Genomic DNA, 25,066 nt, shown 5'->3' on the forward strand with positions numbered 1-25,066 from the left:
CTCCCAGCAAGCAGGAGAATGGTCATCCCACAGACATACGTTTGGCTATTTCAGCGAGGCTTTTCTGTAAAATTCGTGATACCTTCCTCTGACTAATCCCCAATTGATCAGCAGCCTCTGTTTGCGTCATATCTCGAAAAAAGAGCAGATAAATCACTTTTCGCTGGAGATCGCTAAGCATTTCTAAGACTTGATATAGGGCAATTTTGTCTTCTATCGGCAATTCAAAATTTCGATAGTGGATATGTCGAATTTTATGGACGTTCAATTCATCCAAGGGGACCCAACCGGCTCGTTGGGCTTCTAGAATCCCCCCCTCCTGAACGTTTAGTTTATCTGCAATTTCGGAAAGGGTGGGAGTCTCCCCTGTTTCTGTGATTGCGGTCTCGATAACTCTGTCAATTTGCTTTTGCAACTCTACGGCCCAAACGGGACGACAATATGTTGCCTCTTTACGAATATGATGCCGGATTTCACCGATGATGCAGTGACTTGCATAAGTGCAAAAGGTGGCTTCTCTATGTGGATCATAACGGTGAACCGCTTTTAGCAATCCTTCGTAACCACATTGAAGCAGATCTTCTGTGACTCGCTCGTGCGCATATAGTTTGGCGAAATGGTACACTAAACGCCGCCCTGACTCCATGATTTGGTGTAAATTCCGTTCATCTGACTTATGGATATAACGGTTAAATGCTTCTTCAAGTTCAAGGGTTTGGGCGCTGTGTTGTCTATCACTATCCAACGTCAGTCCCCCTGTTATCTTGCTCCTTGAGTAATCGTGGTGAAAATCGGCATATACACAGCGAGGATAATAGAGCCAACGATAACACCAATGACCATGACTAAGATGGGTTCCAACATGGCCGTTAAGCCCTTAGACATGATGGCGACTTCTTCTTCGTAAAACTCAGCGAGCCGGTTTAATAGCGAAGAAATTTGACCTGTCTCTTCACCGACAGCGATCATATCTGTCACCATGGGCGGGAAAAAACCACTCTCTCGAAGCGGGCGGGCGATACTCTTCCCTTCCTGGATGCTGCTAGATGCATCTTTAACCGCCTTGGCAACTTGATAGCTGCCTGTGGCCGGGCCAGCTGCGTCTAATGCTTGCAGAACCGGAATCCCTCCTGCAAGAAGCGTGGACAATGTCCGGGCGAATCGAGCGATCGTCGCCTTCATCAGCAAGTTGCCGAAGACAGGTAAGCGAAACTTTACCCGGTCCCACAAGCGTTTTCCACTTTCGCTGGATGTATAACTTTGGATACCGAACAGGACCGCCGCTACGGTAAATATGTATAAATACCAATACCCATGGAGGGAGTCGCTCAAGGAGAAAATCACCTTTGTGGGCAACGGAAGCACGATATCCTTGGGGAAGAAACCTTTAAAGATAGGAATAACGAAAAGTAAGATAGCAAGTACGACGACAACTGCAAAGACTAGGATCACTGATGGATACAGCATGGCGGACTTCAGGCTGTCACGCAAAATTTTATCTTTCTCCAACTGAACAGCCAAACGGCCGAGCATCTCCTCTAAAACCCCGCCCGTTTCTCCCGCTCGAACCATATCTGCGTACATCGGTGAAAACACTTCCGGATACGCTCGCAAGGATTCGGAAAAGCTCATCCCGCCTTCCACATTGCGTGCGACCTCATTGATCACCTGTGAGAATTGCGGGTTTTCGGCTTGGGCGCTCAAGGTGAAAAGGGACCGTGTGAGCGGGATTCCAGCGTCCAACATTGCGGCTAACTGCCGGCTAAAAAGTAGTAGTTCTCCCACTTTCACTTTCTTACCGATTTGCAGAAGTCCTGGAAAGATGGGTTTTCGGCTTTCTTCCAGCTCTATGATGGTGTATCCCATCTTTCGCAACCGAGAAACGGCAGCGAATTCATCTTCAGCTTCCAGTTTGCCGTTGTTGATCGTGCCTGCGCTGTCAAGTACTTCATATTGAAATAAGGGCATGTTACTCACCCCCTTCTCGTCAGATAAGAACCTCCATTGACCGCCGAGGCTTCGCTCTGTTACGGTTAAAAGTCAAAGGATGACTTCCGCAGCGCCCGCTCCAGTTCCGCTTGATCGACACAGTATTCCAACGCGGCCTCCCTTGTGATCAGTCCTTTCGCAAATAAATCAGCCAGTGCCTGGTCCATCGTTTGCATACCTGCAGCACGGCCTGTCTGCATGACCGAGTAGAGTTGATGTTCCTTCCCTTCCCGAATGAGATTACGAACAGCGGCGGTGCTCAATAAAATCTCTATGGCGGCCACCCGGCCTTTTCCATCCCGTTTGGGGATCAACTGTTGGGCTACAATCCCTTGCAAAGAGCCGGCTAATTGCTGACAAATCTGGTTTCGCATGTGGCTGGGAAACACGTCGATGATCCGGTTGACCGCTAGTGCGGCTGTTTGGGTGTGGAGCGTAGAAAAAACCAAGTGACCCGTCTCTGCCGCGGTAATCGCGATTTGAATACTCTCTAAATCTCGCATCTCTCCCACTAGAATTACGTCCGGATCATGCCGCAGGGCGTGCCGCAGCGCATTGGCAAAGGAGTGCGTATCCCCACCGACTTCACGCTGTTTGATGATGGACTTTTTATGGGAGTGAAGGTACTCAATGGGATCTTCGATCGTGATAATATTCAAGCGGTTTTCTTCATTGATCTGTGCAATGAGAGCCGCTAAAGTGGTCGATTTTCCGCTCCCCGTAGGCCCTGTCACTAGAACTAACCCTCGCGGCAGCCGCCCCAGTTCCGCGACGGCGGGAGGTAAGTTTAGGTCTGACAAACGAGGAATGTTCATGGCTACGGTTCGGAAATTTGCTGCCAGTGATCCTCGCTGCCACATGATGTTGCCGCGAAAACGGCTCACCTTAGGCAAGGAATAGGAAAAATCCAATTCCAAATCCTGATCAAGCTTTTCCCGTTGACTCGGACTCAGGATCGGAAGAATCAAATCTTCAATATCCTGCGGCATCAGTCGAGGCATGCCTTCCATATCAATAAGATTGCCGAATACCCGGACGGTCGGTATTGCTCCCGCCGTCAGATGCAAATCAGATCCGTTCATCTCAACTGTCCGGCGTAGAATTTCGTGAATGTCTAAAATGGGATTCATACAATCACCCTCATCATCTCTTCTAATGAAGTGATTCCTGCTTTCACTTTTTTCAAGCCATTAGAGCGCAGTGTCTGCATGCCTTCTTGGACTGCCTGTCTTCGGATATCTTGGCTTGAACGTCTTTGAACGGTCATCTGTTGGATATCCTCACTCATGATAAGCATCTCGTAGATGCCAACTCGTCCGCGATAGCCTGTATTATTGCACCGGATGCATCCGGCGGCACGGTAAACAACCGCCTCCTCTTCCCCCGGCTCCCATGGAAAATCTGTGATGTTCAATTCCCTGCGGAATATGACATAAGGCTGTTTACAGTGTGGACAGAGCAGTCGCGCCAAACGCTGTGCCAGTACACAAAGTACGGAGGATGTCGTCAAAAATGGTTCAATCCCCATCTCAGTCAGCCGGCTGATCGCCCCTGCCGCGTCATTTGTATGCAGCGATGAAAAGACAAGGTGCCCTGTCAGCGCCGACTCAATTACGGTCTGGGCTGTTTCTTTATCTCGTATTTCTCCAACCATGATGATGTCCGGGTCGCTGCGCAAAATCGATCGCAATCCCGATGCAAAGGTCAACCCCGCCTTAGGGTTGATCTGGATTTGATTGATTCCATCAAATACATACTCCACAGGATCTTCGATAGTGATGACGTTTTTCTCCAGGCGATCGACAGCCGCCAGGGTTCCATACAGTGTGGTACTTTTTCCACTTCCTGTGGGACCCGTTACCAATACGCAGCCGTAGGGAGATTTAATCAACGACTCAAACTGGGCCAGCATGTCTGCATCCATCCCTAATTCATGCAACGACATGAGCCGAGTTGAACGGTCCAAAAGACGCAACGTCAGCCTCTCACCGTAAGCACCCGGCAAGGAGGCTACGCGCACATCGACGGATTTGCCACTGATATTTAAAGACATGCGTCCATCTTGCGGAATCCGTTTATCGGCGATGTCCATATTCGCCATCACTTTTATCCGGGAAACAAGAGCACCGTGAAGGCGCAGGGGCGGTTGCATCATTTCGTGTAAGACCCCGTCCATGCGAAAACGAACCCGTAGACGTTTCTCATAGGGCTCAATATGTATGTCACTCGCTTTAACATTAATCCCTTGGCTGATTATGGCATTGGCTAGCTGAACGGCCGGGCGCTCATCGTCCTGCTCTTCCCCCACCATGATCGTCGATGAATCGGCTTCCTCCTCTTCCTCCACAGAACGGAAGTCATCATTACGACTGTATTTTTCTAAGGCCATTTCCAATTCTGTATCAGGAATGACTATGGGAACGATATCGAAACCGGAGAGAGCCCTCAGGTCATCGATGGCCATGATGTCTCCAGGCCTCTGCATGGCCACGAGAAGCTTGTCCTCTTTGAAATCAACTGGTAAAGCCCGATAGCGTCGAATCGCTTCTGGCGGAATTGATGCTAAAGCCGCCAAATTTATCGGATGCTTTTCTAAGGAAAGATAGGGTACGCCTGCTCGACGAGCAATTACTTTAGCGATATCTTCCTCTGTACAGTAACCCTTTTTAACTAAGGCTTTGCCTAGGGGACCTTTTTCCCCTTTGTGGACGGCTTGACTCTCTAATGCCTCATCCAACTGCTCCGGTGTGATGATGCCTTCTTTAATCAACCAGTGACCGAGTAAGTTTCTTGTACGTTCAGGTCTCATGATTTCATCCACCATTTCATATCGGTTAGAATGAAGTTTTTTGACATGTATCGTATCTTTGATAATGCGTGAACGAAACCTTAGGAGTAAATTCTTAAATACCAGGATATCAAAGGAGGTCCCCAAAACATCGCTATATAGCCGGCAACCGCTAAAGAAGGTCCAAAAGGAATCATATCTTTCATGGTTTTTCTTTTGGTAATCAGTAAGTAAATCCCCACGGAGGCGCCAATCAGAAAGGAGAGGAACAGTACAAGCAGTATTTGGGTTTTTCCCAAAAAGAGACCGATCACCCCTGCTAGTTTAATATCGCCTCCGCCCATGCCGCCCTTGGAAAGGATAGCAATCGCCAGTAAAATACCGCCTCCGGTCAACAGCCCCATTATACCGTTGACAAAAGTCGTCCAAGACTGGCCAGCCGTTAACAAAATTCCGGCAACAAAACCAAAAAGCATCAGTTCATCGGGAATGAGCATGGTGTCCAGATCGATGAAAATCACCACTAGCAGTATAGAAAACAAAACCATATACGCTATTGCACTCACTGTGAGACTCATCTGATAGCCAATCGTCAAATAGGCTATCCCATTGACTAATTCCACCCAAAAGTATCGGATGGGGATAGGCTTCCTACAATACCGGCACTGTCCGGAAATGGTCACGTAAGAAAACAGTGGTATTAAGTCAAGCCACAGAAGTCTTTCCTTACATTGAGGGCAGTGAGACGGCGGTGATACCAAGGACAGGTTCTGCGGCAGTCGACATATGACGACATTCAGAAAACTTCCAATGACTGTCCCCAGAATGAATAGAACCAAAAGAATTCCGATGTCCATGATACCTCCTTGCTCATCTATATACCTATTTGTCGCACTAGTTTGTTCATCGCTCCAGACGATTCTTTCCTACTTTACAGATATTTTTGCTATATAGGCCTGTTCATTTTTATCTATCCAGTACTTCCAACCGGGCTTTTCGACACTATAACCGGCGATAACATATGAAGAATCCCCCGTCGGCGAAAGGGGGAAGGGACTCGACCATTTGTCGTTATGCATTGTAGCACGCGATTGGATCGCGCCCGTTGAATCTGTTTCCATAATCACCAGATCATAACGAGCTTCTGATTCTATCCAACCTGCCGTTTGAAATCCTCCGTCTTTCTTGGGAATGACAGAGGTAATCATGGTTACTTCGTCCGGTGCGAAAATCCGTTGCCACAATAGATTTCCGGCGCTATCGATCTTCGCCAAATAACCACCAAAAACTCCATCACTCCTTGACGATGATTTACCCGAAATTATGTAATGACCCTCTTTAGTTTGTACCACTGCCGATGGAATGTCCCAACCAATACCGCCGAAACTTTTTGACCATTCCATCGTACCCTGCTGGTTCATCTTGTAGAGAACAACGTCATACCCATTGCCTGATGAGAACTGGCTACCTACGATGAAATACCCTCCATCAGGCATAAGCAGTAAGTCAATGGCCTTTTCATCAACATTACTGGACAACGTTTTTCTCCAAAGGACGCCCCCTTGAGAATTCGTTTTAATGACAAAAATATCTCCGCCATCGTGGTCGGTTGTTTTTTTGTTGCCTAAAACAACGTAGCCGTCGTTCACTTCATGTATACAAATGATTTCATCGTCCGTTAAGTTCTGGCTATCCTCTTGATCATCTGGGGGATAGTCTCTCTTCCATTGCAAGAGTCCATCCGATGATATTTTGATAACAAAAGCATTTCGGTGGTCCTCCCAATTTGAACGACTCGTACCGCCGATAATGAATCCTCCGTCTAAAGTTGGACTGACACACGTTCCAATGTCATCTCCGTATCCCCCATAGTATTTCTCCCACATCTTGTCGCCGGAAGGATTTGTTTTTACAACGAAGACATCTTTTTTACCGTTTCCCTTCATATATTCTGTCTCTTTTTCTCCAACCAGTAAAAAACCGCCCTCAGCTATCGGTAGAGCGGCCGTCGCTCGTTCGACCATTTTTCCGCCGATTTCTTTCTCCCAATCCATGCTTAATCCATAAGCTACAGCAATAGACGGAAAGAATGCGAGGCTTGTGATATATGTAAGAATAATTACTATCGAACTCTTCCTATTGAACATTTTCTTTACCATACCCGTACCACCCCTCATAACTTTCATAGAATAAAATGGTCTCCGAATAGGTTTGACAAATGTTTCTTTTAATATCTCATAGATAATGCAAAAAAACAATAGTCATTAATATTAATATAAATTAACTACAAAATAGGAAATATTTGTTTGTTACAATGCTTTATATATATGCATATTTCTAATGAATTTCATATAGTTGTATTTATTTGTATTAAGAGGAAATCGAGACTCTGCGTTGAATAATCATTGCAGAGGATACCTCCATGCTATTGTCCCTAGCGAATACGAGGACTGAGGTACTCTGCTTCAACATTTTGGGAAGGAGGGTTTTCCGACATAGGTTTGAGTTATTTATCAAAACCAGATTGGAAATATTTGTATTGCGGGTCATCGACATTCCGTCCCCCTAATCACACCGTCCCATCAAACTTATTTTAAATGCATGAAAGGAGCCATCTTCGTGAGGAAAAAGATCATCTCTGTGCTTTTTCTCTGTTTTTTCCTATTCAGCATCGTCACCCCTACCTGGGCATCCACGGCGAAGGAGGAATATAAAAACTATATAAATCAACAATATGACTATACAACGATAGACGACGTATCATTAAAGGGTAAAATCAACATCGATACCTTCGCATTAAAGACGAAAAAAAGTGACCCTCAACTCGATCTTTTCTTAAGTGCATTAAACAAAGCCACTTTGGATTACGATATATCTATGGATTTTAAGAACCACAACGCCAAATTCCTTTTGGCATTTAAGAACGATATGTACAACCTGCCTCTTCATTTCTTTATTACCAAAGATCAGGTACTTGTCGATCTCGATTCGATAAAAAAAATCGTCAGCTACTTTGACCCCGTCGTAAAAGATAAATTTTCCAAGATTCCTTCTACTAAGAAATATGTAATTCTAGTCGACAAAACAGACGCCGGAGTATCCCGTATGTGGGATGACATGGGAAAGGCACTTAAAGATGCCCAACCTGACCCAAAAGCGCTCGAAGCGTTGAAGGAGTTGAACCGTCTCTTCATCGATTCATTGCCCGACGGCATCGTGAAAAAATTTGACGACCAGATGATCGGACTGGAAATCAAACAAGAGAATCTAATTCCCATCCTTTCTTCCTTGATCGAGATCGTGAAAGAAAACCCCGATAAAGTGAAACAATATGTGAAAGCAATGAGCGGAGACCCGACCAAAAATTTCGCTATCGAAAAGAAAGAAGATCTGTCGCCGGAAAAAGTCTCGGAAGCACTGCAAAAATTATCTAATGAAATGAATAAGAGCTTTTATCTGAACTTATTGCAAATGGGTGGCAAATACATCAACAAAAATCAGACGGAAGGCTTTTTTACGATTGATCTCAATATCCTGGAAGATAAAAACAGAGACTTTTCGGGACTCATCCGCGTCAAATCGGAAAACTCTAGTAAATGGAACACCCCAGATAGAGAAGGTTTACCCCAAGCCACAAACTCAAACTGCATAACCACCGAAGAACTGGATCGTCTAGTTTCTCCGAAATAATACGCTTTCCGTGGATGGGCTTTCTAAAGATGAGCTATCAAATAAGCTATCAAATGGCCAACCTATCTTCTATTTAGGCAACTTTTCGTGAGAGGATACATAAATTGTAGTAAAAGGAGGCGGTGCTATGACGTATACTGTTCAGATAGGAAAGAAACGGGTTGACTTACGACTTGAACAAGGATACGTAACCACTCCTGACGGAGAAAAAATTTATTGGACTAAAATTCCTTACTATTATAATGTCTTACGGATATCTGCTTAAATAAATCCCCGGCTTCCGATTTCTCGGGCAGCCGGGGACTTTTTTTATCTCTTCTATCGTTCGTAATAGTGTTGGACCTGTTCTTTATGCCGCTCTACTTCGAATAATAGCTTCGCTAGATCCTTTTGAATCTTTTCCATGTTTTCTTCCTTGGCCGATAATTCCGACCGGTAAGCCAGTTCACGGACTTGTTCCATCCGTAAGTTGGACGCTGACCCTTTCAAGTCGTGAAAAAGTTCTTCCAACAGGGCAAAGTCGCCTCTGTGAATGGCAGATTCACAGCGCTCCAGAGTCTCTGTCGCTTCCTCAAAGAAAGCCCAAAAAATATCCTGTAAATCTTCTGGAGCAAGCGTCAATGCGGCAGCAGCTTCCTCAATGGAGTATCCCATGTCCTATCCGTCCTTTTTATGCTTCTTTACTAAAGCTACCCTCTAAAACGTAAGATAGCCTCCTGATCTCTAAAATTATTATCCTTGACTATCTTCCCGGCTTAACCATCGAAGGAGCGTCTCCTTCAGTTTTTCTGGTGAAATCGGTTTACTGATATAATCATCCATTCCCGCATTTATGCATCGTTCTCGATCGCCTTGCATGGCGTTGGCCGTCATCGCGATGATCGGCGTGTGCTTTTTAGCCATCAATTCGGACCTACGGATTAGGCGGGTCGCTTCAAAACCATCCATTTCCGGCATCTGACAGTCCATCAATACGAGCGCATAGTCGCCTCCAGCACAAGCTTCCACAGCCGCACGGCCATTGCTTACCGCCGTCGCCTCATAGCCCATCTTTTTCAACAGCATGAGGGCCAACTTCTGGTTTGCTTTGTTGTCTTCGGCGAGTAGAATTCCCTTACCTATGTTCTGTATTTCACCCAAAGGTCCCGTAGGTGCGCTTGCTTTCTTTTCACTGAATCGCTCTTTGGCCCGCTCGTCCTGAAGAAGGCTCGCCGTATCCGTTAAGCCCGGTTTTTCTTCAGCACCATCCGTTCCTACAGGCAAAGTTTTATGATCTTCCGGAAGCACCAGATTGGCAATGCAGTCCATCAATTGAGACTGCTTCAGCGGCTTTGTCAGATAGCCATGAAAACCATTATGTAACGCTTGTTCTCCCGTTTCGCGGTTGTTAAATCCCGTCAGTAATATCAGTTTCGTCTTGGATCCGTCTATCTGGCATAGAGAACTTCCTAGAGAAATTCCTGGTTGTTCTGATGTCGGATCAAATCGTCCTAGATCCACCTGTGAGGAACGAGCCTCCTGCGTGGATTTACTGATCTGAGAGATGTAATCTGCGCCAAGTGGACTCCATTCCACGATGGTTACATCATAGGGTACCTGCTTCTCCGCGGCATGACTCAAGTGTCGAAGGGCTTCGTCTAAATGGGTAGCAATATCGTTGTTGATACCCCATGCCTGCAAGTACTGTCGGATCGGTTTACAGGTACTGTCGTTTGAACTGACGACCAAGACTCGCAGTTGTCGAAGTTTAGTTGCCGGGTAGGGTGGCTTCTCCGGTAGAATCTCTTTGGCAAAGGGGATCTCTGCCCAAAAGGTGGAGCCTTTTCCCATTTCGCTCTCTACACCGATCATCCCGTTCATCATCTCTACGAGCCGCTTCGAGATGGAAAGACCCAGACCGGTGCCACCATATTTTCGCGTCGTTGAACCATCGGCCTGGGTAAAGGGTTGAAAGAGTCGCACCCGAGCTTCCGGTGATAGGCCAATCCCCGTATCGGAGACTTCAAAACGGATGGTTACCTTTTCTTTCGTTTGCGAAACCAGGTGTACCCGTAAGGCCACTTCCCCGTTCTCGGTAAACTTAAGGGCATTCCCCATCAAATTAAGCAAAATTTGACGCAGTCGAACAGGGTCGCCGAGAAGTAGGTGCGGTACCTGCGGATCAACAAAAGTAACGAGATTTAATTTTTTCTCATCGGCTTTCGATGCCAGCATTTCACCGATGCCCTCAACAATAGTCATGACATTGAACGGCGTCAGTTCCAGCTCCATTTTTCCCGCTTCCATCTTGGAAAAGTCCAAGATATCATTAATGATCGTCAGCAACGAATGAGAAGAATCTTTGACCACTAAGGCCAATTCCCGCTGTTGATCATTTAAGGGCATTTCCAGAAGAAGCCCTGTCATCCCGATGATCGCGTTCATGGGAGTGCGGATCTCATGACTCATATTGGCTACGAATTCCGACTTGAGTTGATTCGATCGTTCGGCTTCTTCTTTAGCCGCCAATAATTCCCGATTCAAATTCTCCAGATGCGCCGTCAATCGGGTTTGTTGTTCCATCGAATGAAGTAATTCTTCTTCTGTTCGTTTCTTTTCGGCCAAGCTATCCAAGAACGTATTGAACCAACGAATCAATTCTCCAATCTCATCTCGTGCGCCTTCGGGTAGACGGACTTGAAAATCGATCGTCCCTTCGCGGATTTCCTTAAACAAATAGGTGATGTGTTTAATCGGAGTTACGTTCTGCTTGCTAAAGCGATACGCGAAAAACAGGGAAAAGGCCATGGACAGCACCAGCACAAATAAGGTGTTGTTCCAAATCCCGCTCGTTTTGGCGGTCAATTTGGCAATGGGAATAAAGCTCAAGAGCGTCCAGCCTTGTTTTTCCGAACGGCTATAGGTGATAAACATATCCTTTCCGTCGATATTTTCTGTGAAAGCTCTCCTGTTTTCTGAGGCTGCATCGAGCAAGCTTCGGTTAACTTGACTGCCGATCTTATCCTTTCCCGGATGGAAGATAATCCGGTCTTTGCTATCGACAATAATCATGAAGGCGTCTTCGCCAAAATCGGTTTGGATGAAATGGTCATAAAAAGTGTCTACGCTGTAATTGATGAGCAGCAATCCAATTGGTATTTCCCGCATCGTTTCCCGATTGAACGTCTTCAAGACCTTGGCTGCTGTGATGACTTTCTTTTGTTTTGAATTCGCATTGACGTTGTCTTCAATACCTGTCCAGAGGACAGACTTGTCCGAATCTATGGCTTGCTGAAAAATTTTATCTTTGATGTCATTGCGAATGGTCTGCACATTCAAAGTATCGCCCACATGATAATGAGCTCCACCTAGCGAAAAGATGTCGATGGAGACTAAGCCTTTCAGATTGGTATAGCCGCTTAAAATGTATCCAATCTTCGCTTGTGTGGCTAAACTGGCATAATCATTGGGCGACTGTTGGCGATCATCCACCACGGCTTTGATATCTTCAATGCTCGAGATGTTGGCAATCAGGCTTTCCACTTCATCGAGCATCCGTTCCATATAATCGCGTTGGTTGTTCATCAATTCATGGGTATAGTTGCTGACCTCTTCTTGGATGATCGTCTTAGATATGCTGTACGAGGTTATACCCACCCCCACGAGAGGGATAATGCTGCTCAGCAAAAGATAAAGGATAAACTTTTGCGTAATGTTGAGACTCGGTAATCTCATCGTCTTTATTCGCCCCTGGCCTGCGATTTATTCCAGGTTACCAGCATGAATTACCTTTACGTCGATCATCGTTTCCAAGGGATTCTTTTCTCCTCGAATCGCTTTATAGGCATACTCGATCCCGGTATATCCCTGAAGGTCCGCCTGCTGGTCGATGGTCGCAGCTAGTTTGCCCGCCCGAATCGCTTTTTTGGCTTCATCTAAGGCGTCATACCCAGCGACGAGAACACCTTTCTTCTCCGTCTTCTCTAGATATTGAATCGCACCTAATGCCATCATATCATTGGCACAGAAAATCGCCCCAATATTCGGGTGGCTTTGAAACAGCTTAGCCGTTACTTCATAGGCTTCATCGATTTTCCAATTGCCCGTTTGGGATGCGATTACATGGACGTTTTTGTTCTCTCCCAAAGCCCGCAGGGCGCCTCGTTTGCGTTGTTCTCCGTTGTCAGTGCCTTGTATACCTTCCAAAATCACTGCTTCCGTCGGGGAGTTGATCTTATCGCTGATCACTTTGGCCGACAAGTAAGCACCTTGTTCGTTATTGACGCTGATAAAAGGAACGTCGATCAGACCTAGTTCTTTACAAAGTTTCGGATCGAGCCGGTTGTCAATATTGACGATGGGGATTTTCGCCTCTTGGGCCTTTTTCAGAACTGGTATCAGTTCGGTAGAGCTTCCCGGGGCGATGACGATGGCGTCAACCTTATCACGGATCAGTTCATCGACGATGGCGATCTGTTGTTCAATCGAGGTCTCCTTAGCGCCCACCTTAACGATGAGATCGACACCTAATTCATTCTCCGCACGACGTGCTCCTTTTTCCATTTCCACAAAGAACGGATTGGTCAAAGTTTTCATCACGAGGGCAATCTTCTTTTTGTCCGTCGGGTCTTTACCTTCTTTATGTTCACGGCTCTCATCACTCGAAACAATCAGCGAATTCGTTCCCTTGCTGGCTGAGTTACCGCAAGCGACAAGCAGTAGGGCGATCAAGATCAAAAATACAGAGAACACTTTTGCCTTCATGGTTCCCATCCCCTTTCTAGCCCAAAATAAGTAGAATATTTATTCAACAGGTCCTGAGAAAATACCTTCCTCAACGGAGGTTCACGCTTCCTAAAATCCAATCATTTTCCGACCTTTTCCGAAACGAGGCAAGAAAAAAACCGCAGCACCAATTTCCTGCGGTCTCTTTTCGTTATTTCGTTTATGTCACCACAGATTTCCGGTTAGGTACCGACTCAAAGGTAATAGTACATCAGAAACATAGTTACCGTGGTCATCGCTGCAGTGATTACACTACCGACGAGATAATAGCATGCTTCGGTTAGATCGTGAGTCCATAGACTCCGTTTAACTTTATGAAAGTGCGGAAAAGCGACCACCTGAGTGTAATTGGGAAAATAACCGTACCGGACAAGAGAAATTCTTTTGGCTAACATATGAATCGCTCCTCCCTCTAAAATATCCGAAAAAGTGAAGGCCGCATCCTATTCTTTCATGACTGTACGCCTTTACTAAAAGCTGAATCCATGGTTTGGAAGGTAAACCGAATGGTTTCGTGCAACCAAATAACATCCTTTGTTAATAGTATCGATGATTTATCTATTTTGCTTTAGCGATTAATGGATTTTTTTAATTTTTATTTTGTGTTTTTTTGCCCCTATCCGCTGTTACACACTCGTACGTAGAGTAGCCGAATACGTAAAAAACCGCAGCGTTGGCTGCGGTTTTTTACGTTATGTGACTGGTGGGCTAACCCGGCTACGCCCCATCAACGGTCCCCAAATCCTTCATCAGCTTTTGAACGGCCCTCTTTTCGATCCGGCTTACATAACTGCGGGAAATCCCTAAGTTTCTGGCGATCTCCCGCTGTGTCTGCCGGCAGCCGCTCAAAAGCCCATAACGAAGTTCGATGACATACCGTTCTCGCTTGCTCAGGCGCTTCAGTTTGCTGAGCAAACGGGCCTGTTCCATAGCGTTTTCCACCACGTCTGATACTGTTTCCGGATCGGTTCCGAGGATGTCGATGAGGGTGATCTCGTTGCCTTCCTTATCTACGCCAATAGGGTCATAGAGTGATACTTCACCTCGAGTTTTTTTCATGGCTCGAAGGTGCATCAAAATCTCATTTTCAATGCACCGAGCTGCGTACGTAGCCAGTTTCGTCCCTTTATCGGCGTTGAAGGTATTGATAGCTTTAATCAGTCCGATGGTACCGATGGAAATGAGGTCGTCATTGTTTTCTCCCGTGCCGTCAAATTTCTTCACCAAATGGGCAACGAGGCGTAAATTATGTTCGATTAATTTATTACGGGCCTGCTCATCGCCTTCTTGCAACCGTACAAGACAGTCGGCCTCCTCTGATTCCGAGAGCGGTTGGGGAAAAGCATTATTAGAGATGTAACTCAATAGAGCGGTGAGTCCCTTAATAAATGGAATGATCAAAGCCCCCACGATCGTCGGTATCATCACGCCACCTCCGGTCAGAATGCTGTCTTACATTGTATGGAGGTGACTATTGTACGGTGCCTGTCTCCTGTATTGTTACTTTTTTTACCATAATGCCGAACAGACATTCAATGTTCGAGTGTACGCACATATAAAAAGCTGGTCCAAAAAGACCAGCCGAAAAGACACCGAATCATTTATGAATCTCTCTTTTTGTTTTGGTCATGAATAGATCCATTCCCCTGAAAAAACGATAATATCTCGATCGGCAACGGAAACAAGATCGTACTGTTCTTCTCCACTGCGATCTCTGTCAATGTTTGCAAGATTCTCAACAGAGCTCCCGTCGGATTTTGACTGATCACCGACGCTGCCTCTAAGAGCTTCTCCGACGCCTGGTACTCCCCTTCTGCGGAAATCACCTTGGCCCGTCGTTCCCGCTCGGCTTCGGCTTGCTTCGCCATAGCACGTTTCATTCCTTCGGGCAAGTCGACGGCTTTAATCTCTACGCCAGTCACCTTAATGCCCCAGGGGTCAGTGGCTTTATCCAATTGTTCCTTCAACACGAGATTTAACTTTTCTCGGGCGGTGAGCATTTCATCGAGATCATGGGATCCCAGCACCGACCGGAGAAGGGTCTGCGCGTACAACGTAGTCGCTTGCCGGTAATTTTCTACATTGAGGATGGCTAACTGTGGATCAAACACCTGAAAATAAACAACCGCGTCAATCGAAACAGGAACGTTATCTTTTGTGATAATATCCTGGCGGGGCACATCAATGGTCGTCGTTCGCATCTCTACAAAAAGAGTCCGGTCAATTCCAAACGGGAGAACCACATTCAATCCTGGCTGCAAGATTCCAGTGAACCGGCCTAACCGCAACAAGACAGCTCGTTCGTATTGACCGACGATTCGTATACCGGAAATAATCGACATTAGAATCAACGGAACGAGAACAACAATCAAAATGATCGTAATCATGGCTTTCACCTTCCCATCTTGATAGACTGTAGGGTATTTTTTGCTCGCTTTCTTTTGTACACTAGGCAAAAAATACTCTCACAGGGGATACGTTAGCGAATGAGTGTAGTGAAATTATCCCCCCCTTTCCTAAACCGATGCAGGATACAAGCGATTTATGTGTAATAATTTCTGTATAGCCCGAAAAGACTTACTTATAATGAAGGAAGAATTACTGTGGAAAAAGTCGCGATCTTCGATTTAGGATCCAACTCTGTTCGCTTGATGCTGGTCGGCATTTCTTCAGACGGTTCATACAAGCTTATTGACGAAGCCAAAGAGGGAGTCCGCCTTAGCGAAAACATGGGCCCCGAGTTGACGCTCAAACCGGCCGCCATCGTGCGGACCATTGAAGCGTTACGGCTGTTCCAGCACCTCTACCGTGCCCACGGCATCACTCATGTCATAGCCGTGGCCACTGCCGCCGTTCGCCTAGCCAGCAATCAAAGAGAATTCCTGCAACAGGTAAAGGACGCCACAGGCCTTGAGTTTCGGGTTCTCTCCGGACAAGAAGAGGCCCAGGCGGCGTACATGGGTGTCGTCAATACGTTAGATGCCTCCGACGGGCTGATCATCGATATCGGCGGCGGTTCGACGGAACTTATTCAGCTTAAAGATCGCCGGGTGGTTGCCTCCACCAGTCTTCCTTTCGGTGCCGTTACCTTAACGGAATCTTTCTTAGATAAGGTCAAGCCGACGGAAGATCAAGTAAAAGCATTGGAAAGCTATCTTCGGGAGAACTTTTCTTCCGTAGAATGGCTCCGGGATATGAATAGTCCCATCATCTTCGGACTAGGCGGTACAATCCGGAACTTATCTAAAATCGATCGCAAGCGAAAAAAATACAGTCTCGACATCACCCATAACTACCGAATGTCTGGCAAAGACGTCTTCGATATCTATCGCCTTGTCCGCACAGCAAGTCTGGAGCAGCGAAAGAAAATCCCCGGGCTCTCCAAAGACCGGGCCGACATCATCATCGCTGGCTTGGCTGTGGTAAGCGGGCTAGTCCACTTTACCCAGAGCCAGGAACTTGCCGTCAGTGGTTCCGGCCTTCGAGACGGTTTATTTTATCAACATCTGCTCCGTAATCATGAAGTTCCCTATATCGACAACCTGACCCAGCACAGTGTAGAAAATCTCATGCGTTACTATAATCTCGAACTGGCTCATCCTCGTCATGTAGCCAAGTTGACCTTGTCCATGTTCGACCAACTCCAGTCGCTTCACGAATTAGGTTCGGCGGAGAGGAGGATCCTTGAGGTCGCCTCTTGGTTGCATGATGTGGGTATTCTCGTCAACTTCTACGACCATCACAAGCACAGTTTCTACCTCATCACCAATTCTCGCATCAACGGCTTGACTCACCGGGAGATTCTCGTGGCCGCCTATGTGGCCATGTCCCACTCGAAACCCCTGCAAGCGAACATCTTACCCCACAGAGACATCCTCAACGAGGACGACGGGAAGACCATCAAAATGCTCGGCGTCATCCTCCGCATTGCTGAGGCCTTAGAACGAAGCGAAGCCGGCGTGATTCAAGATGTACGCTGCCACCAATATGTGGACAACGTTCATCTCGTCGCGCTCACCCGCCATTCGGCTGAACTGGAGATCTGCGACGCTTTTAAAGGAGCCGCAGATTTTAAAAAGGTCTTTGGCAGAAATCTCTTTATTTCTGCCAAAAACCTGTAACAAGCGGCTTTTTCTAAAAGCATTAAAAGGGGCTGACCCGCGTCGATTCGGGTCAGCCCCTTAGCTGTGGATTTTTTTCTAATGTAGGATATCCTTAACCGTTCCCTGCCCACCCTGAGCTACTACCGGGAGACGAGCGCGGCGGTTACGGCGACGTGATTGCCGGATGAAATAGCTTTGGCTCTGGAGCAGTTCTTCCCCGTTTCGCTCGACCCGAATATAAGTGCCATCGGGTTGCAAGCGCCGGGCCTTGCTATTGTCTTTGAGCATCGTATCGAGAATGTGTTTAACTCGCTGGGCTAATTCCAACGATTTGACCGGGAAGATCAGTTCCACCCGGCGATCGAGATTCCGGCCCATCCAATCGGCACTAGACAGATAGATCTCTTCGTTACCGCCATTTTGGAAATAGAAGGCGCGGTGATGCTCTAAGAATCGCCCTACAATGCTGATCACCCGGATGTTTTCGCTTACACCGGGAATCCCCGGGCGAAGGCAGCACATGCCCCGGACGATGAGATCGATCTGCACGCCAGCACAGGATGCGCTATATAGTTTTTGAATGATCGACGCATCTGTTAAAGAATTCATCTTGGCGATGATTCGCCCCGGCTTTTCCGGCGTGCTCAAGGCGATTTCCCGCTCAATTAAGTCGTACAGCTTTTTCCGCAGTCCTAAGGGGGCTGCCTCTAATTCTCTCCACTTGGCCGGTACAGCATATCCAGTCACTTCATTAAAGAAGTCCGTCGCGTCCGAACCGATATTCTCATCACAAGTGAGCAGCCCAAAGTCCGTATAGAAACGGGCCGTCGTGTCGTTGTAATTCCCCGTCCCTAAGTGCACATATCGGTGAATATGGCCTGCTTCCTGCCGAACGACCAGGGTGATCTTGGCATGGGTCTTTAAGCCTACAAGTCCGTAGATGACATGGCAGCCGGCTTTTTCCAGCATTTTCGCCCAGGCAATATTCTTTTCTTCGTCAAAGCGAGCTTTCAGCTCTACCAGTACGGTCACCTGTTTCCCGTTTCGGGCCGCCTCCGCCAAGGCAGTGATGATCGGCGAATCACCGCTGACCCGGTACAAGGTCTGCTTAATCGCGAGCACTTGCCGATCCCTGGCTGCCTGCATGACGAATTTCACGACTGGTTCAAAGGACTCATAGGGATGGTGGAGCAAGATATCTTTTTTGGCGATAGCCGCAAAAATATCCTTTTCTCCAATCAGATCAACCGGCTCCTGAGGAACCATTTTTTCGTGGCGCAGCCCATCAAAGCCAGGTAGGTCAGCAATGCGAAAGAAAGCCGTCAAATCCAAGGGGCCTGAAATGTAGTAGATATCCTCGTCATCTAATTCCAGGTCCGCTTTTAAATAGTCTTTCATCGCATCACTCACACCAGCTTCCACTTCCAGCCGAACTTCCGCACCCCATTTACGTTTTTGCAGTTCCTTTTCGATGGCCTCCAGCAAATCCTCGGCACCCTCTTCATCGACAGTCAAGTCGGCGTTTCGGGTAATCCGGAAGATGCAAGAATCGAGAATCTGATTGCCCCGGAAAAGGTCCTCCAAGTGGGATTGAATTACGTCTTCTAAGAATACAAAGGCTTGCCCCTCCGCGTAAGGGATATCAATAAACCGCGGAAGAACCGAAGGAACTTGCACGACGGCAAAAAGATTCGGTTTATAGGTTAAATGAGTTTTGGATTCGACAAAGACAGCGATGTTCAAACTCTTATTCGCGAGGAGAGGAAAGGGACGGCTTTGGTCGACAGCCATAGGAGTTAACACAGGATAGACGGTATGTTCAAAATAATTCTCAACAAAGGCCCTTTGCAGGCCCGTTAAGTCTCTATAGCGCAATATATGGATACCTTTGGACTCAAGTTCCGGCAGGATCTGTTCTTGCAGATGACCATACTGGTCACTTACCAACCGGTGAGCCCGTTCTGCGATTTTTTTTAGCTGCTCCTCCGGCGATAACCCGGCAGCGTCTTTTTTCCGAAGCTCTGCCACTACCTGGTCCTGCAGACCGGCCACACGGACCATAAAAAACTCATCCAAGTTTGAACTGACGATAGCCAGGAATTTTAAACGCTCCAGGAGCGGGTTCGTCGGATCCATCGCTTCTTCCAAGACCCGATGGTTAAACTCGAGCCAACTTAACTCCCGGTTGATATAATACTCCGAACGGATAAAAGACTTTCGTTCCTCAAGGATCTCGGAATGATTGCCATCGATCGGCAACAGGCTACATCGTTGATTCATCACACAACGCTCCAAAATCAAAGTTTGGTCGTCAGGACGGCCTCCCGCTAGTGCTTGTTATCATATATAATACCGAAAATTCGCTTTTTTTGGTACCCCCCGTGTGCGTCCATTTGGGATATACCGGAAATTACTGGTATCCTTTCTTCTGTGTTCATTGGGCTCGAGTACGTCCTACATTCCTGATTATAGACTTCTCCGAACAAAAATCCGTGACTTTAACCGAATCTTGGAAAAAGCTTAACAATCTTAATAAATAAAAAGAGATCTAACGAAGAAACAGCTGCAGGGATACATTTGCCCCTGTAATAGTTTCTTTACACATTCAGCAACTGGCTTTTGTTTTTCTGAACTAGAAATCTCCAATCAAATGTGGATAAGTCCTATTGATCACCCTGTGGATAATGGGGATAAATCCGTGAATAACTCTAACACTGGCCTTTTTTTCGTAAAACATGTGGATAAGATTAGGGATAACTCACTACATTCAGGCTAGCAAATCGAATCGATTTCAAAAAATGAAAATAGACGCCGCAAATCTCCTCAAAATCATTGAGGGTTTCACGGCGTCTACAGCCCATAGGCAAGAACTATCATTTTTGGCTTTTGTAACCGCTCACATGAAGAAGGCCATTACGTACGTCATGATGCTGATCACTAATACCATGCCGATACTGTGTTTTAAGGTATACCGGAAGATGTCTGACTCTTGCCCGACAAGACCGGTCGCTCCAGCAGCCACAGCCAAGGATTGAGGAGAAATCATTTTCCCGGCTACACCGCCCGTCGCGTTCGCAGCCACGGTAAGGGTGGAACTGACCCCGATCTGCTCGGCGGTGATCTTCTGCAGGTTTCCGAAGAGAGCACAGGAGGATGTATCACTCCCTGTCAGAAAGACACCGAGCCAGCCGAGAATCGGCGCCATAAAGGGAAATACTTTTCCACTTTTGGCTGCGGCCAACCCTAAGGTGGCGCTCATGCCGGAGTAATTGGCGATATAGGCAAAACCTAAGACACAAGAAATCGTAATCAGGGGATACATCAGCTCTTTCAGGTTCTTGCCATACAAGGAAATCCAGTCGCTGAAGCTCAGACGCACGAGGAACATAGACAGCAGTGCCGCCAACAATATTCCTGTTCCGGCCGCCGCCAGGACGTCAAAAGTAAAAACTGCGCCGTAAGGCGTCGGCTTCGTAACAATCGGTGCTGCCTGCATGATCAACTTATCTAAACCCGGTACGGGGATAACTACGTTCTGTAGCTTCAAGATGTTTTTAACAGCGGGCAATGCCCACAAGGTGATGAAGCCCGTCAGCACGATAAATGGTGACCATGCCTTTACGATCTGTCCCATTGAATATGTATGTTCCGTTCCCGCCTTCACTTCGGGGTCATCGTCGAAGCGGAAAATATGCTTAGGTCTCCACAGTTTGAGGAAAAGGGCCAGTGCGATCAAGGACACAACAGAAGCAGCGATCGCTGGCAGTTCCGGGCCAAGAAAGGTCGCTGTCAAAAACATGGTCAGGCCGAAAGAGAGGCCCGATACCAAAATGGCCGGCAAGATTTCCATGGCACCCCGGATCCCTGTCATCGCGACGATGACCCAAAAGGGAACGATAATCGCCATCAAACCTAGCTGAACCCCGGCGATACGGGCGATTTCCATGACCTGCAGCCCCGTCGTCTTGGCTGCTGTGACCAACGGAATCCCTATCCCGCCAAAGGCGACCGGTGCCGTGTTGGCGATCATGCATAGACCGGCCGCGTAGAGGGGGCGAAATCCAAGACCGACGAGCAAAGCGGCCGAGATAGCCACCGGTGTGCCAAATCCGGCAGCGCCTTCAATAAATCCGTTAAAGGAAAAGGCGATCAAGAGCACCTGCAATCGCCTATCATTGGTAAGCGAGCTGATGGAAGAACGGATGACATCAAACTGACCTGATTTCACCGTCAGTTTGTATAGAAAAACCGCATTGATCACGATCCAGCCGATAGGCCAGAGTCCGACAAAAGCGCCAAAGACGGTCGACGTGACAGCCATGTTGGCAGGCATACCATACCCGAAGATAGCGATTAAGACGGTCAATATAACCGTAGTCAATCCGGCAATATGTCCTTTCATTTTTTGAATTGCTAAAGCCCAAAAGAAATAGACAATAGGAATGAGTGCGATGGCTGTGGATAGCAATAATCCTCCCATGGGGTCGTAGTTCTGCGTCCATGTCATAGTTATTGCCGCCTTTCTTCTCGTAACGTTCACTGTAGTGATGAGTGCTGTACCTGGTTAGATAAGTGGTTTGGCATTAGCAATTGGACGGCCCTTCGTGTGCCCTTCCCCCCTTTTTGCATTTGATGTAGTTTTCACAAGGTTATATTTCTTTGTAATTTTCAAATAACCTGCCTACGCTTAAAGAGGAAGACTTTTTTCATAATTTTCAATTGATTTTGGGGTTTTCAAATGAAAAAGGCAACCTCCGTAATGGAAGGTTGCCTTTTTCATTTAAAAACCGTTCCAATCGACACGACCCGGTTTACGCGGCGGCGACGGCGGGGACTGGTCGGGATAGCCCAAGGTGATCACTCCGACGAGTTCCTTGTTGGTTACCCCTAAAAGCTCGCTGATCTCCTCGGCCACGTGCAGAGGCCCTGTCATCCAACAGGTGCCTAAGCCGGCTTCATGGGCCGAGAGCAGGATGTTTTGGATGGCAGCAGCGACACTTTGCTGATTCGTAGTCCGGTCGATATGGAAAATACGCAGTTCTTCCGGAGTTAATCCAAGCGGCGGGTCTTTGTATTCGCCAGGGCCGAAGCAGAAGATGAGAATCGGTGCTTTTCCTAGGTCATGGAAAAACTCCAAGGTGAACTTGATCACTTTCGGCTTTTCAGCAAAAATCCGCTCGAGCTTCGGTAAGATCGATTGACCTGAACGGGAGATCACCGAAAGCAATTCTTCCCGCTTTTCGCCACGGACGACGACAAAGTGCCACGGTTGAACGTTCATGTTCGACGGTGCCCAGAGCCCGTCTTCCAAGATTTTTTCAAGGATTTCCTTCGGCGGTTCTTCCGGCTTATACTTGCGGATACTCCGTCGATCGCGAATGGCCGATTGCAGCTCCATACAAGGCCTCCTTAAAAAATTCGTTTAACTGGCTTGTGCGTCGCTCTCTTTCGCCGTCTCCGGAATTAATTCGGAGACGATCTCCGCCAGATCGAGCACAGGGATCTTGTCGGCGAGTTCTTTCGCTTTGACGCCGTCGGTCAGCATCGTCAAGCAGAAGGGACAGTTGGCAGCGATTCCTTCGGCCCCGGTAGACAGTGCCTGTTCAGTCCGGTTCAGGTTGATGCGGCTACCCAGGGTCTCTTCCATCCACATGCGGCCACCGCCGGCACCGCAACAGAAACTATGTTCATGGTTTCGCTCCATCTCGACGACCTGCACACCAGCCTGTTTCAAGACGTCCCGCGGCGCTTCAAAGACACGGTTATACCGTCCCAGGTAACAGGAATCATGGTACGTATAGGACTTCCCTTTTTGACCGTTTAAGCGGAGTTTGGCCGATTGTAAGAGTTGGGCGATCAATTCCGTATGATGGATTACTTCGAAGTTTCCACCCATCTGCGGATAATCATTTTTAAGGGTGTTCAAACAGTGGGGACAAGCGGTGATGATCTTCTTGACGCCGTAGTTATTCATCGTTTCGATGTTTTCCATGGCGAGCATCTGATACAGGTACTCGTTGCCGATACGACGGGCAGAATCGCCGCAGCACTTTTCTTCAGCCCCTAAGATAGCGAAAGTCACACCAGCTGATTGGAGGATTTTGACAAGCGCTCGAGATACTTTTTTGTTGCGCTCGTCGAAGGAACCGGCACAACCCACCCAATAGAGGTATTCCACTTCGGCAGGGTCATCCAGTTCGCCCATCTGAGGAACATCCAGATCACCCAGCCAGTCGGCACGTTTGGCCCAACCGATACCCCAGGGGTTGCCGTTGTTTTCCATATTCCGAAAGGTTGTCTGTACTTCCGCTGGGAAGTCGCTTTCCATCAGGACTAAATTTCGACGCAATTCCACCGTTTTTGGGATATGTTCTACATAGGCAGGACAGACTTCCTGGCAGGCCCGGCAGGTGGTACAGGACCAGATGGTGTCTTGTTCAATCACATCACCGATCAAGGACCGGGTAACGGCTTCCTCGACGGACGGAGCTGTCGTTTCTTCCCCTTGACCTTCCCCAGATAGTTCGGCCTTCGCCTTTGCTATCAGCTCCGGCGCCTTCTGATTCAAGGCCTCTTTTAGGTCCTGGGTCATTTTCTTTGGTGAAAGCGGTTTACCCGTCAGGTAAGCCGGGCAGTTATCTTGACAACGGCCACAGCGGGTACAGGCATCCAAGTCCATCAATTGTTTATGAGTAAACTCTTCAATTTTACTGATGCCGAAGGTTTCCGCATCTTCCGCTTCCAGATCGACCAGCGGCAACGTTTTGGCGCTGCTCTCATCGGCGTAGTATTGGTTTAGCGGGGTGGTAAAGATATGCATGAGTTTCGATTGCGGAATGTATCCGATGAAGGCCATCGTCGCCAGCATATGGGTCACCCAGAGGCCGAGATGGGCTGAGCGGAGTGAGTTTTCGGAACTGCCCCGGAAAAGTTCAGCCACAATGTTGCCCACCGGTGAATAATCAGCCCAAATATCGTTGGTTGCGGCGACACGAATTCCTTCGACGAGGAAACCGGTGACGATAATCCCTAGCAGGAGCAGAAGGACGATGGCGTCATCTGGTCGATTGTCGAGACGATCCGGTTTTTGCACGTACCGACGATACAGGGCCATCAATAGACCCGTCATGGCGGCGAGACCACCGATATCGGCGATCAAGGAAAAAAACAGATATAAGTTGCCTGTAAATACTTCAATCTTCAGTTGTTCTTGGACGGCGATGATGACTGTCGTCAGGAACATCACCGTAAAGCCCCAAAAGATGGCTCCATGTTTGATCCCCGGATAAAGATCTTTCAGCACTCGCCGCTGGAGGAAGGTTTCCCGAATACACCGGCCAAGATCTCCCGCAGGATTTGTTTTTTGTCCCACCATCCAATGCTGGTACCGTTGATGGAGCCCATAGGCCAAATTGGCAACGGCAAACAGCAACAGTGTATACATAAGAATCTTTAACGACGGCGGGATGTTCCAATAAATCTCCCGACTTGCAGTATTGAGCATCTTGACCCCTTCCTGTCTGTCCATTTTCTTTTACTCTGTCATTTTTCTTCTACAAGGAAGAAAGAAGGCTTGTAGAGCCTTCCTTCTTCGAGTACGTCGAATCTGAAATTGGCTATTTAGTTTCTAAATCTATGTATCGACGGATTAATTTATGACATTCCTCTTTGAGTAGTTACCCTTTGACTTCCATAGCTAGAGCAGCGACTTCTGTTCCCTTCGCTCTGTTCC

18 protein-coding genes are annotated in these 25,066 nt (G+C 47.5%); 2 read left to right on the forward strand and 16 right to left on the reverse strand.

Annotation, left to right across the window (positions count from 1 at the left end):
• Positions 1-22: 22 nt before the first annotated feature.
• From H1S01_RS10560 to H1S01_RS10585, 6 genes are all read right to left on the reverse strand, one after another.
• Positions 23-745, reverse strand: a complete 723-nt coding sequence (locus H1S01_RS10560) for a sigma-70 family RNA polymerase sigma factor (protein ID WP_243237202.1) — start codon at positions 743-745, stop codon at positions 23-25.
• A 14-nt stretch (positions 746-759) separates the two neighbouring features.
• Positions 760-1,968 (reverse strand): type II secretion system F family protein, encoded by a 1,209-nt coding sequence (locus tag H1S01_RS10565; RefSeq protein WP_188040368.1) that lies wholly within the window; start codon positions 1,966-1,968, stop codon positions 760-762.
• A 65-nt stretch (positions 1,969-2,033) separates the two neighbouring features.
• Positions 2,034-3,119 (reverse strand): type IV pilus twitching motility protein PilT, encoded by a 1,086-nt coding sequence (locus tag H1S01_RS10570; protein ID WP_188040370.1) that lies wholly within the window; start codon positions 3,117-3,119, stop codon positions 2,034-2,036.
• Positions 3,116-4,798 (reverse strand): GspE/PulE family protein, encoded by a 1,683-nt coding sequence (locus H1S01_RS10575; RefSeq protein ID WP_188040372.1) that lies wholly within the window; start codon positions 4,796-4,798, stop codon positions 3,116-3,118. Before H1S01_RS10575 ends, H1S01_RS10570 begins: the two co-directional genes overlap by 4 nt.
• 80 nt (positions 4,799-4,878) lie before the next feature.
• Positions 4,879-5,634 (reverse strand): prepilin peptidase, encoded by a 756-nt coding sequence (locus H1S01_RS10580; RefSeq protein WP_188040374.1) that lies wholly within the window; start codon positions 5,632-5,634, stop codon positions 4,879-4,881.
• A gap of 69 nt (positions 5,635-5,703) precedes the next feature.
• The gene (locus H1S01_RS10585; protein ID WP_188040376.1) at positions 5,704-6,936 is read right to left on the reverse strand and encodes a hypothetical protein; all 1,233 of its coding nucleotides are present in this window, start codon (positions 6,934-6,936) and stop codon (positions 5,704-5,706) included.
• A 460-nt stretch (positions 6,937-7,396) separates the two neighbouring features.
• Between H1S01_RS10585 and H1S01_RS10590 the strand changes: the two genes are divergently transcribed.
• Positions 7,397-8,467: a hypothetical protein gene (locus tag H1S01_RS10590; RefSeq protein ID WP_188040378.1), complete on the forward strand. Its 1,071-nt coding sequence runs from the start codon at positions 7,397-7,399 to the stop codon at positions 8,465-8,467.
• Between the two features lie 318 nt (positions 8,468-8,785).
• Here the strand turns inward: H1S01_RS10590 and H1S01_RS10595 are convergent, their stop codons facing one another.
• From H1S01_RS10595 to H1S01_RS10620, 6 genes are all read right to left on the reverse strand, one after another.
• Positions 8,786-9,121: an Hpt domain-containing protein gene (locus H1S01_RS10595; protein WP_188040380.1), complete on the reverse strand. Its 336-nt coding sequence runs from the start codon at positions 9,119-9,121 to the stop codon at positions 8,786-8,788.
• A 78-nt stretch (positions 9,122-9,199) separates the two neighbouring features.
• Positions 9,200-12,181 carry a hybrid sensor histidine kinase/response regulator gene (locus tag H1S01_RS10600; protein WP_188040382.1) on the reverse strand — a complete coding sequence of 994 codons (2,982 nt, stop codon included), beginning with the start codon at positions 12,179-12,181 and terminating at the stop codon, positions 9,200-9,202.
• Positions 12,182-12,208: 27 nt separating this feature from the next.
• A complete protein-coding gene (locus tag H1S01_RS10605; protein ID WP_188040384.1) occupies positions 12,209-13,210 on the reverse strand; it encodes a sugar ABC transporter substrate-binding protein in 1,002 nt (333 codons plus the stop codon).
• A 215-nt stretch (positions 13,211-13,425) separates the two neighbouring features.
• Positions 13,426-13,626, reverse strand: a complete 201-nt coding sequence (locus H1S01_RS10610) for a hypothetical protein (RefSeq protein WP_188040386.1) — start codon at positions 13,624-13,626, stop codon at positions 13,426-13,428.
• Positions 13,627-13,948: 322 nt separating this feature from the next.
• On the reverse strand, positions 13,949-14,656 hold the full coding sequence (gene sigK, locus H1S01_RS10615; RefSeq protein WP_188040388.1) for an RNA polymerase sporulation sigma factor SigK: 708 nt from the start codon (positions 14,654-14,656) through the stop codon (positions 13,949-13,951).
• Positions 14,657-14,832: 176 nt separating this feature from the next.
• Positions 14,833-15,618, reverse strand: a complete 786-nt coding sequence (locus H1S01_RS10620; protein WP_188040390.1) for a slipin family protein — start codon at positions 15,616-15,618, stop codon at positions 14,833-14,835.
• 216 nt (positions 15,619-15,834) lie between these two features.
• Here H1S01_RS10620 and ppx point away from each other — a divergent pair, with 216 nt between their 5' ends.
• A complete protein-coding gene (gene ppx, locus H1S01_RS10625) occupies positions 15,835-17,352 on the forward strand; it encodes an exopolyphosphatase (RefSeq protein ID WP_188040392.1) in 1,518 nt (505 codons plus the stop codon).
• Between the two features lie 78 nt (positions 17,353-17,430).
• Here the strand turns inward: ppx and H1S01_RS10630 are convergent, their stop codons facing one another.
• The 4 genes from H1S01_RS10630 to H1S01_RS10645 all read right to left on the reverse strand — a co-directional run bounded on the left by H1S01_RS10630 (position 17,431) and on the right by H1S01_RS10645 (position 24,838).
• Positions 17,431-19,614 (reverse strand): RNA degradosome polyphosphate kinase, encoded by a 2,184-nt coding sequence (locus tag H1S01_RS10630; RefSeq protein WP_188040394.1) that lies wholly within the window; start codon positions 19,612-19,614, stop codon positions 17,431-17,433.
• 616 nt (positions 19,615-20,230) lie between these two features.
• A complete protein-coding gene (locus H1S01_RS10635; RefSeq protein ID WP_188040396.1) occupies positions 20,231-21,841 on the reverse strand; it encodes an L-lactate permease in 1,611 nt (536 codons plus the stop codon).
• Positions 21,842-22,114: 273 nt separating this feature from the next.
• On the reverse strand, positions 22,115-22,732 hold the full coding sequence (locus H1S01_RS10640) for a nitroreductase family protein (protein ID WP_188040398.1): 618 nt from the start codon (positions 22,730-22,732) through the stop codon (positions 22,115-22,117).
• Positions 22,733-22,756: 24 nt separating this feature from the next.
• The gene (locus H1S01_RS10645) at positions 22,757-24,838 is read right to left on the reverse strand and encodes a heterodisulfide reductase-related iron-sulfur binding cluster (RefSeq protein ID WP_188040400.1); all 2,082 of its coding nucleotides are present in this window, start codon (positions 24,836-24,838) and stop codon (positions 22,757-22,759) included.
• Positions 24,839-25,066 lie beyond the last annotated feature (228 nt).

Origin of the sequence: Heliobacterium chlorum (genome assembly GCF_014502795.1) — a bacterium.
GTDB lineage: Bacteria > Bacillota > Desulfitobacteriia > Heliobacteriales > Heliobacteriaceae > Heliobacterium > Heliobacterium chlorum.

Bases quoted from the DNA above. Each gene is read 5' to 3' on its own strand.
- H1S01_RS10605 (WP_188040384.1), bottom strand. From the start codon at position 13,210: ATGAAGGCAAAAGTGTTCTCTGTATTTTTGATCTTGATCGCCCTACTG.
- H1S01_RS10640 (WP_188040398.1), bottom strand. From the start codon at position 22,732: ATGGAGCTGCAATCGGCCATTCGCGATCGACGGAGTATCCGCAAGTAT.
- H1S01_RS10580 (WP_188040374.1), bottom strand. From the start codon at position 5,634: ATGGACATCGGAATTCTTTTGGTTCTATTCATTCTGGGGACAGTCATT.
- sigK (WP_188040388.1), bottom strand. From the start codon at position 14,656: ATGATACCGACGATCGTGGGGGCTTTGATCATTCCATTTATTAAGGGA.
- H1S01_RS10635 (WP_188040396.1), bottom strand. From the start codon at position 21,841: ATGACATGGACGCAGAACTACGACCCCATGGGAGGATTATTGCTATCC.
- H1S01_RS10570 (WP_188040370.1), bottom strand. From the start codon at position 3,119: ATGAATCCCATTTTAGACATTCACGAAATTCTACGCCGGACAGTTGAG.
- H1S01_RS10565 (WP_188040368.1), bottom strand. From the start codon at position 1,968: ATGCCCTTATTTCAATATGAAGTACTTGACAGCGCAGGCACGATCAAC.
- H1S01_RS10575 (WP_188040372.1), bottom strand. From the start codon at position 4,798: ATGAGACCTGAACGTACAAGAAACTTACTCGGTCACTGGTTGATTAAA.
- H1S01_RS10645 (WP_188040400.1), bottom strand. From the start codon at position 24,838: ATGCTCAATACTGCAAGTCGGGAGATTTATTGGAACATCCCGCCGTCG.
- H1S01_RS10595 (WP_188040380.1), bottom strand. From the start codon at position 9,121: ATGGGATACTCCATTGAGGAAGCTGCTGCCGCATTGACGCTTGCTCCA.
- H1S01_RS10610 (WP_188040386.1), bottom strand. From the start codon at position 13,626: ATGTTAGCCAAAAGAATTTCTCTTGTCCGGTACGGTTATTTTCCCAAT.
- H1S01_RS10630 (WP_188040394.1), bottom strand. From the start codon at position 19,614: ATGAATCAACGATGTAGCCTGTTGCCGATCGATGGCAATCATTCCGAG.
- H1S01_RS10600 (WP_188040382.1), bottom strand. From the start codon at position 12,181: ATGAGATTACCGAGTCTCAACATTACGCAAAAGTTTATCCTTTATCTT.
- H1S01_RS10585 (WP_188040376.1), bottom strand. From the start codon at position 6,936: ATGGTAAAGAAAATGTTCAATAGGAAGAGTTCGATAGTAATTATTCTT.
- H1S01_RS10620 (WP_188040390.1), bottom strand. From the start codon at position 15,618: ATGATTACGATCATTTTGATTGTTGTTCTCGTTCCGTTGATTCTAATG.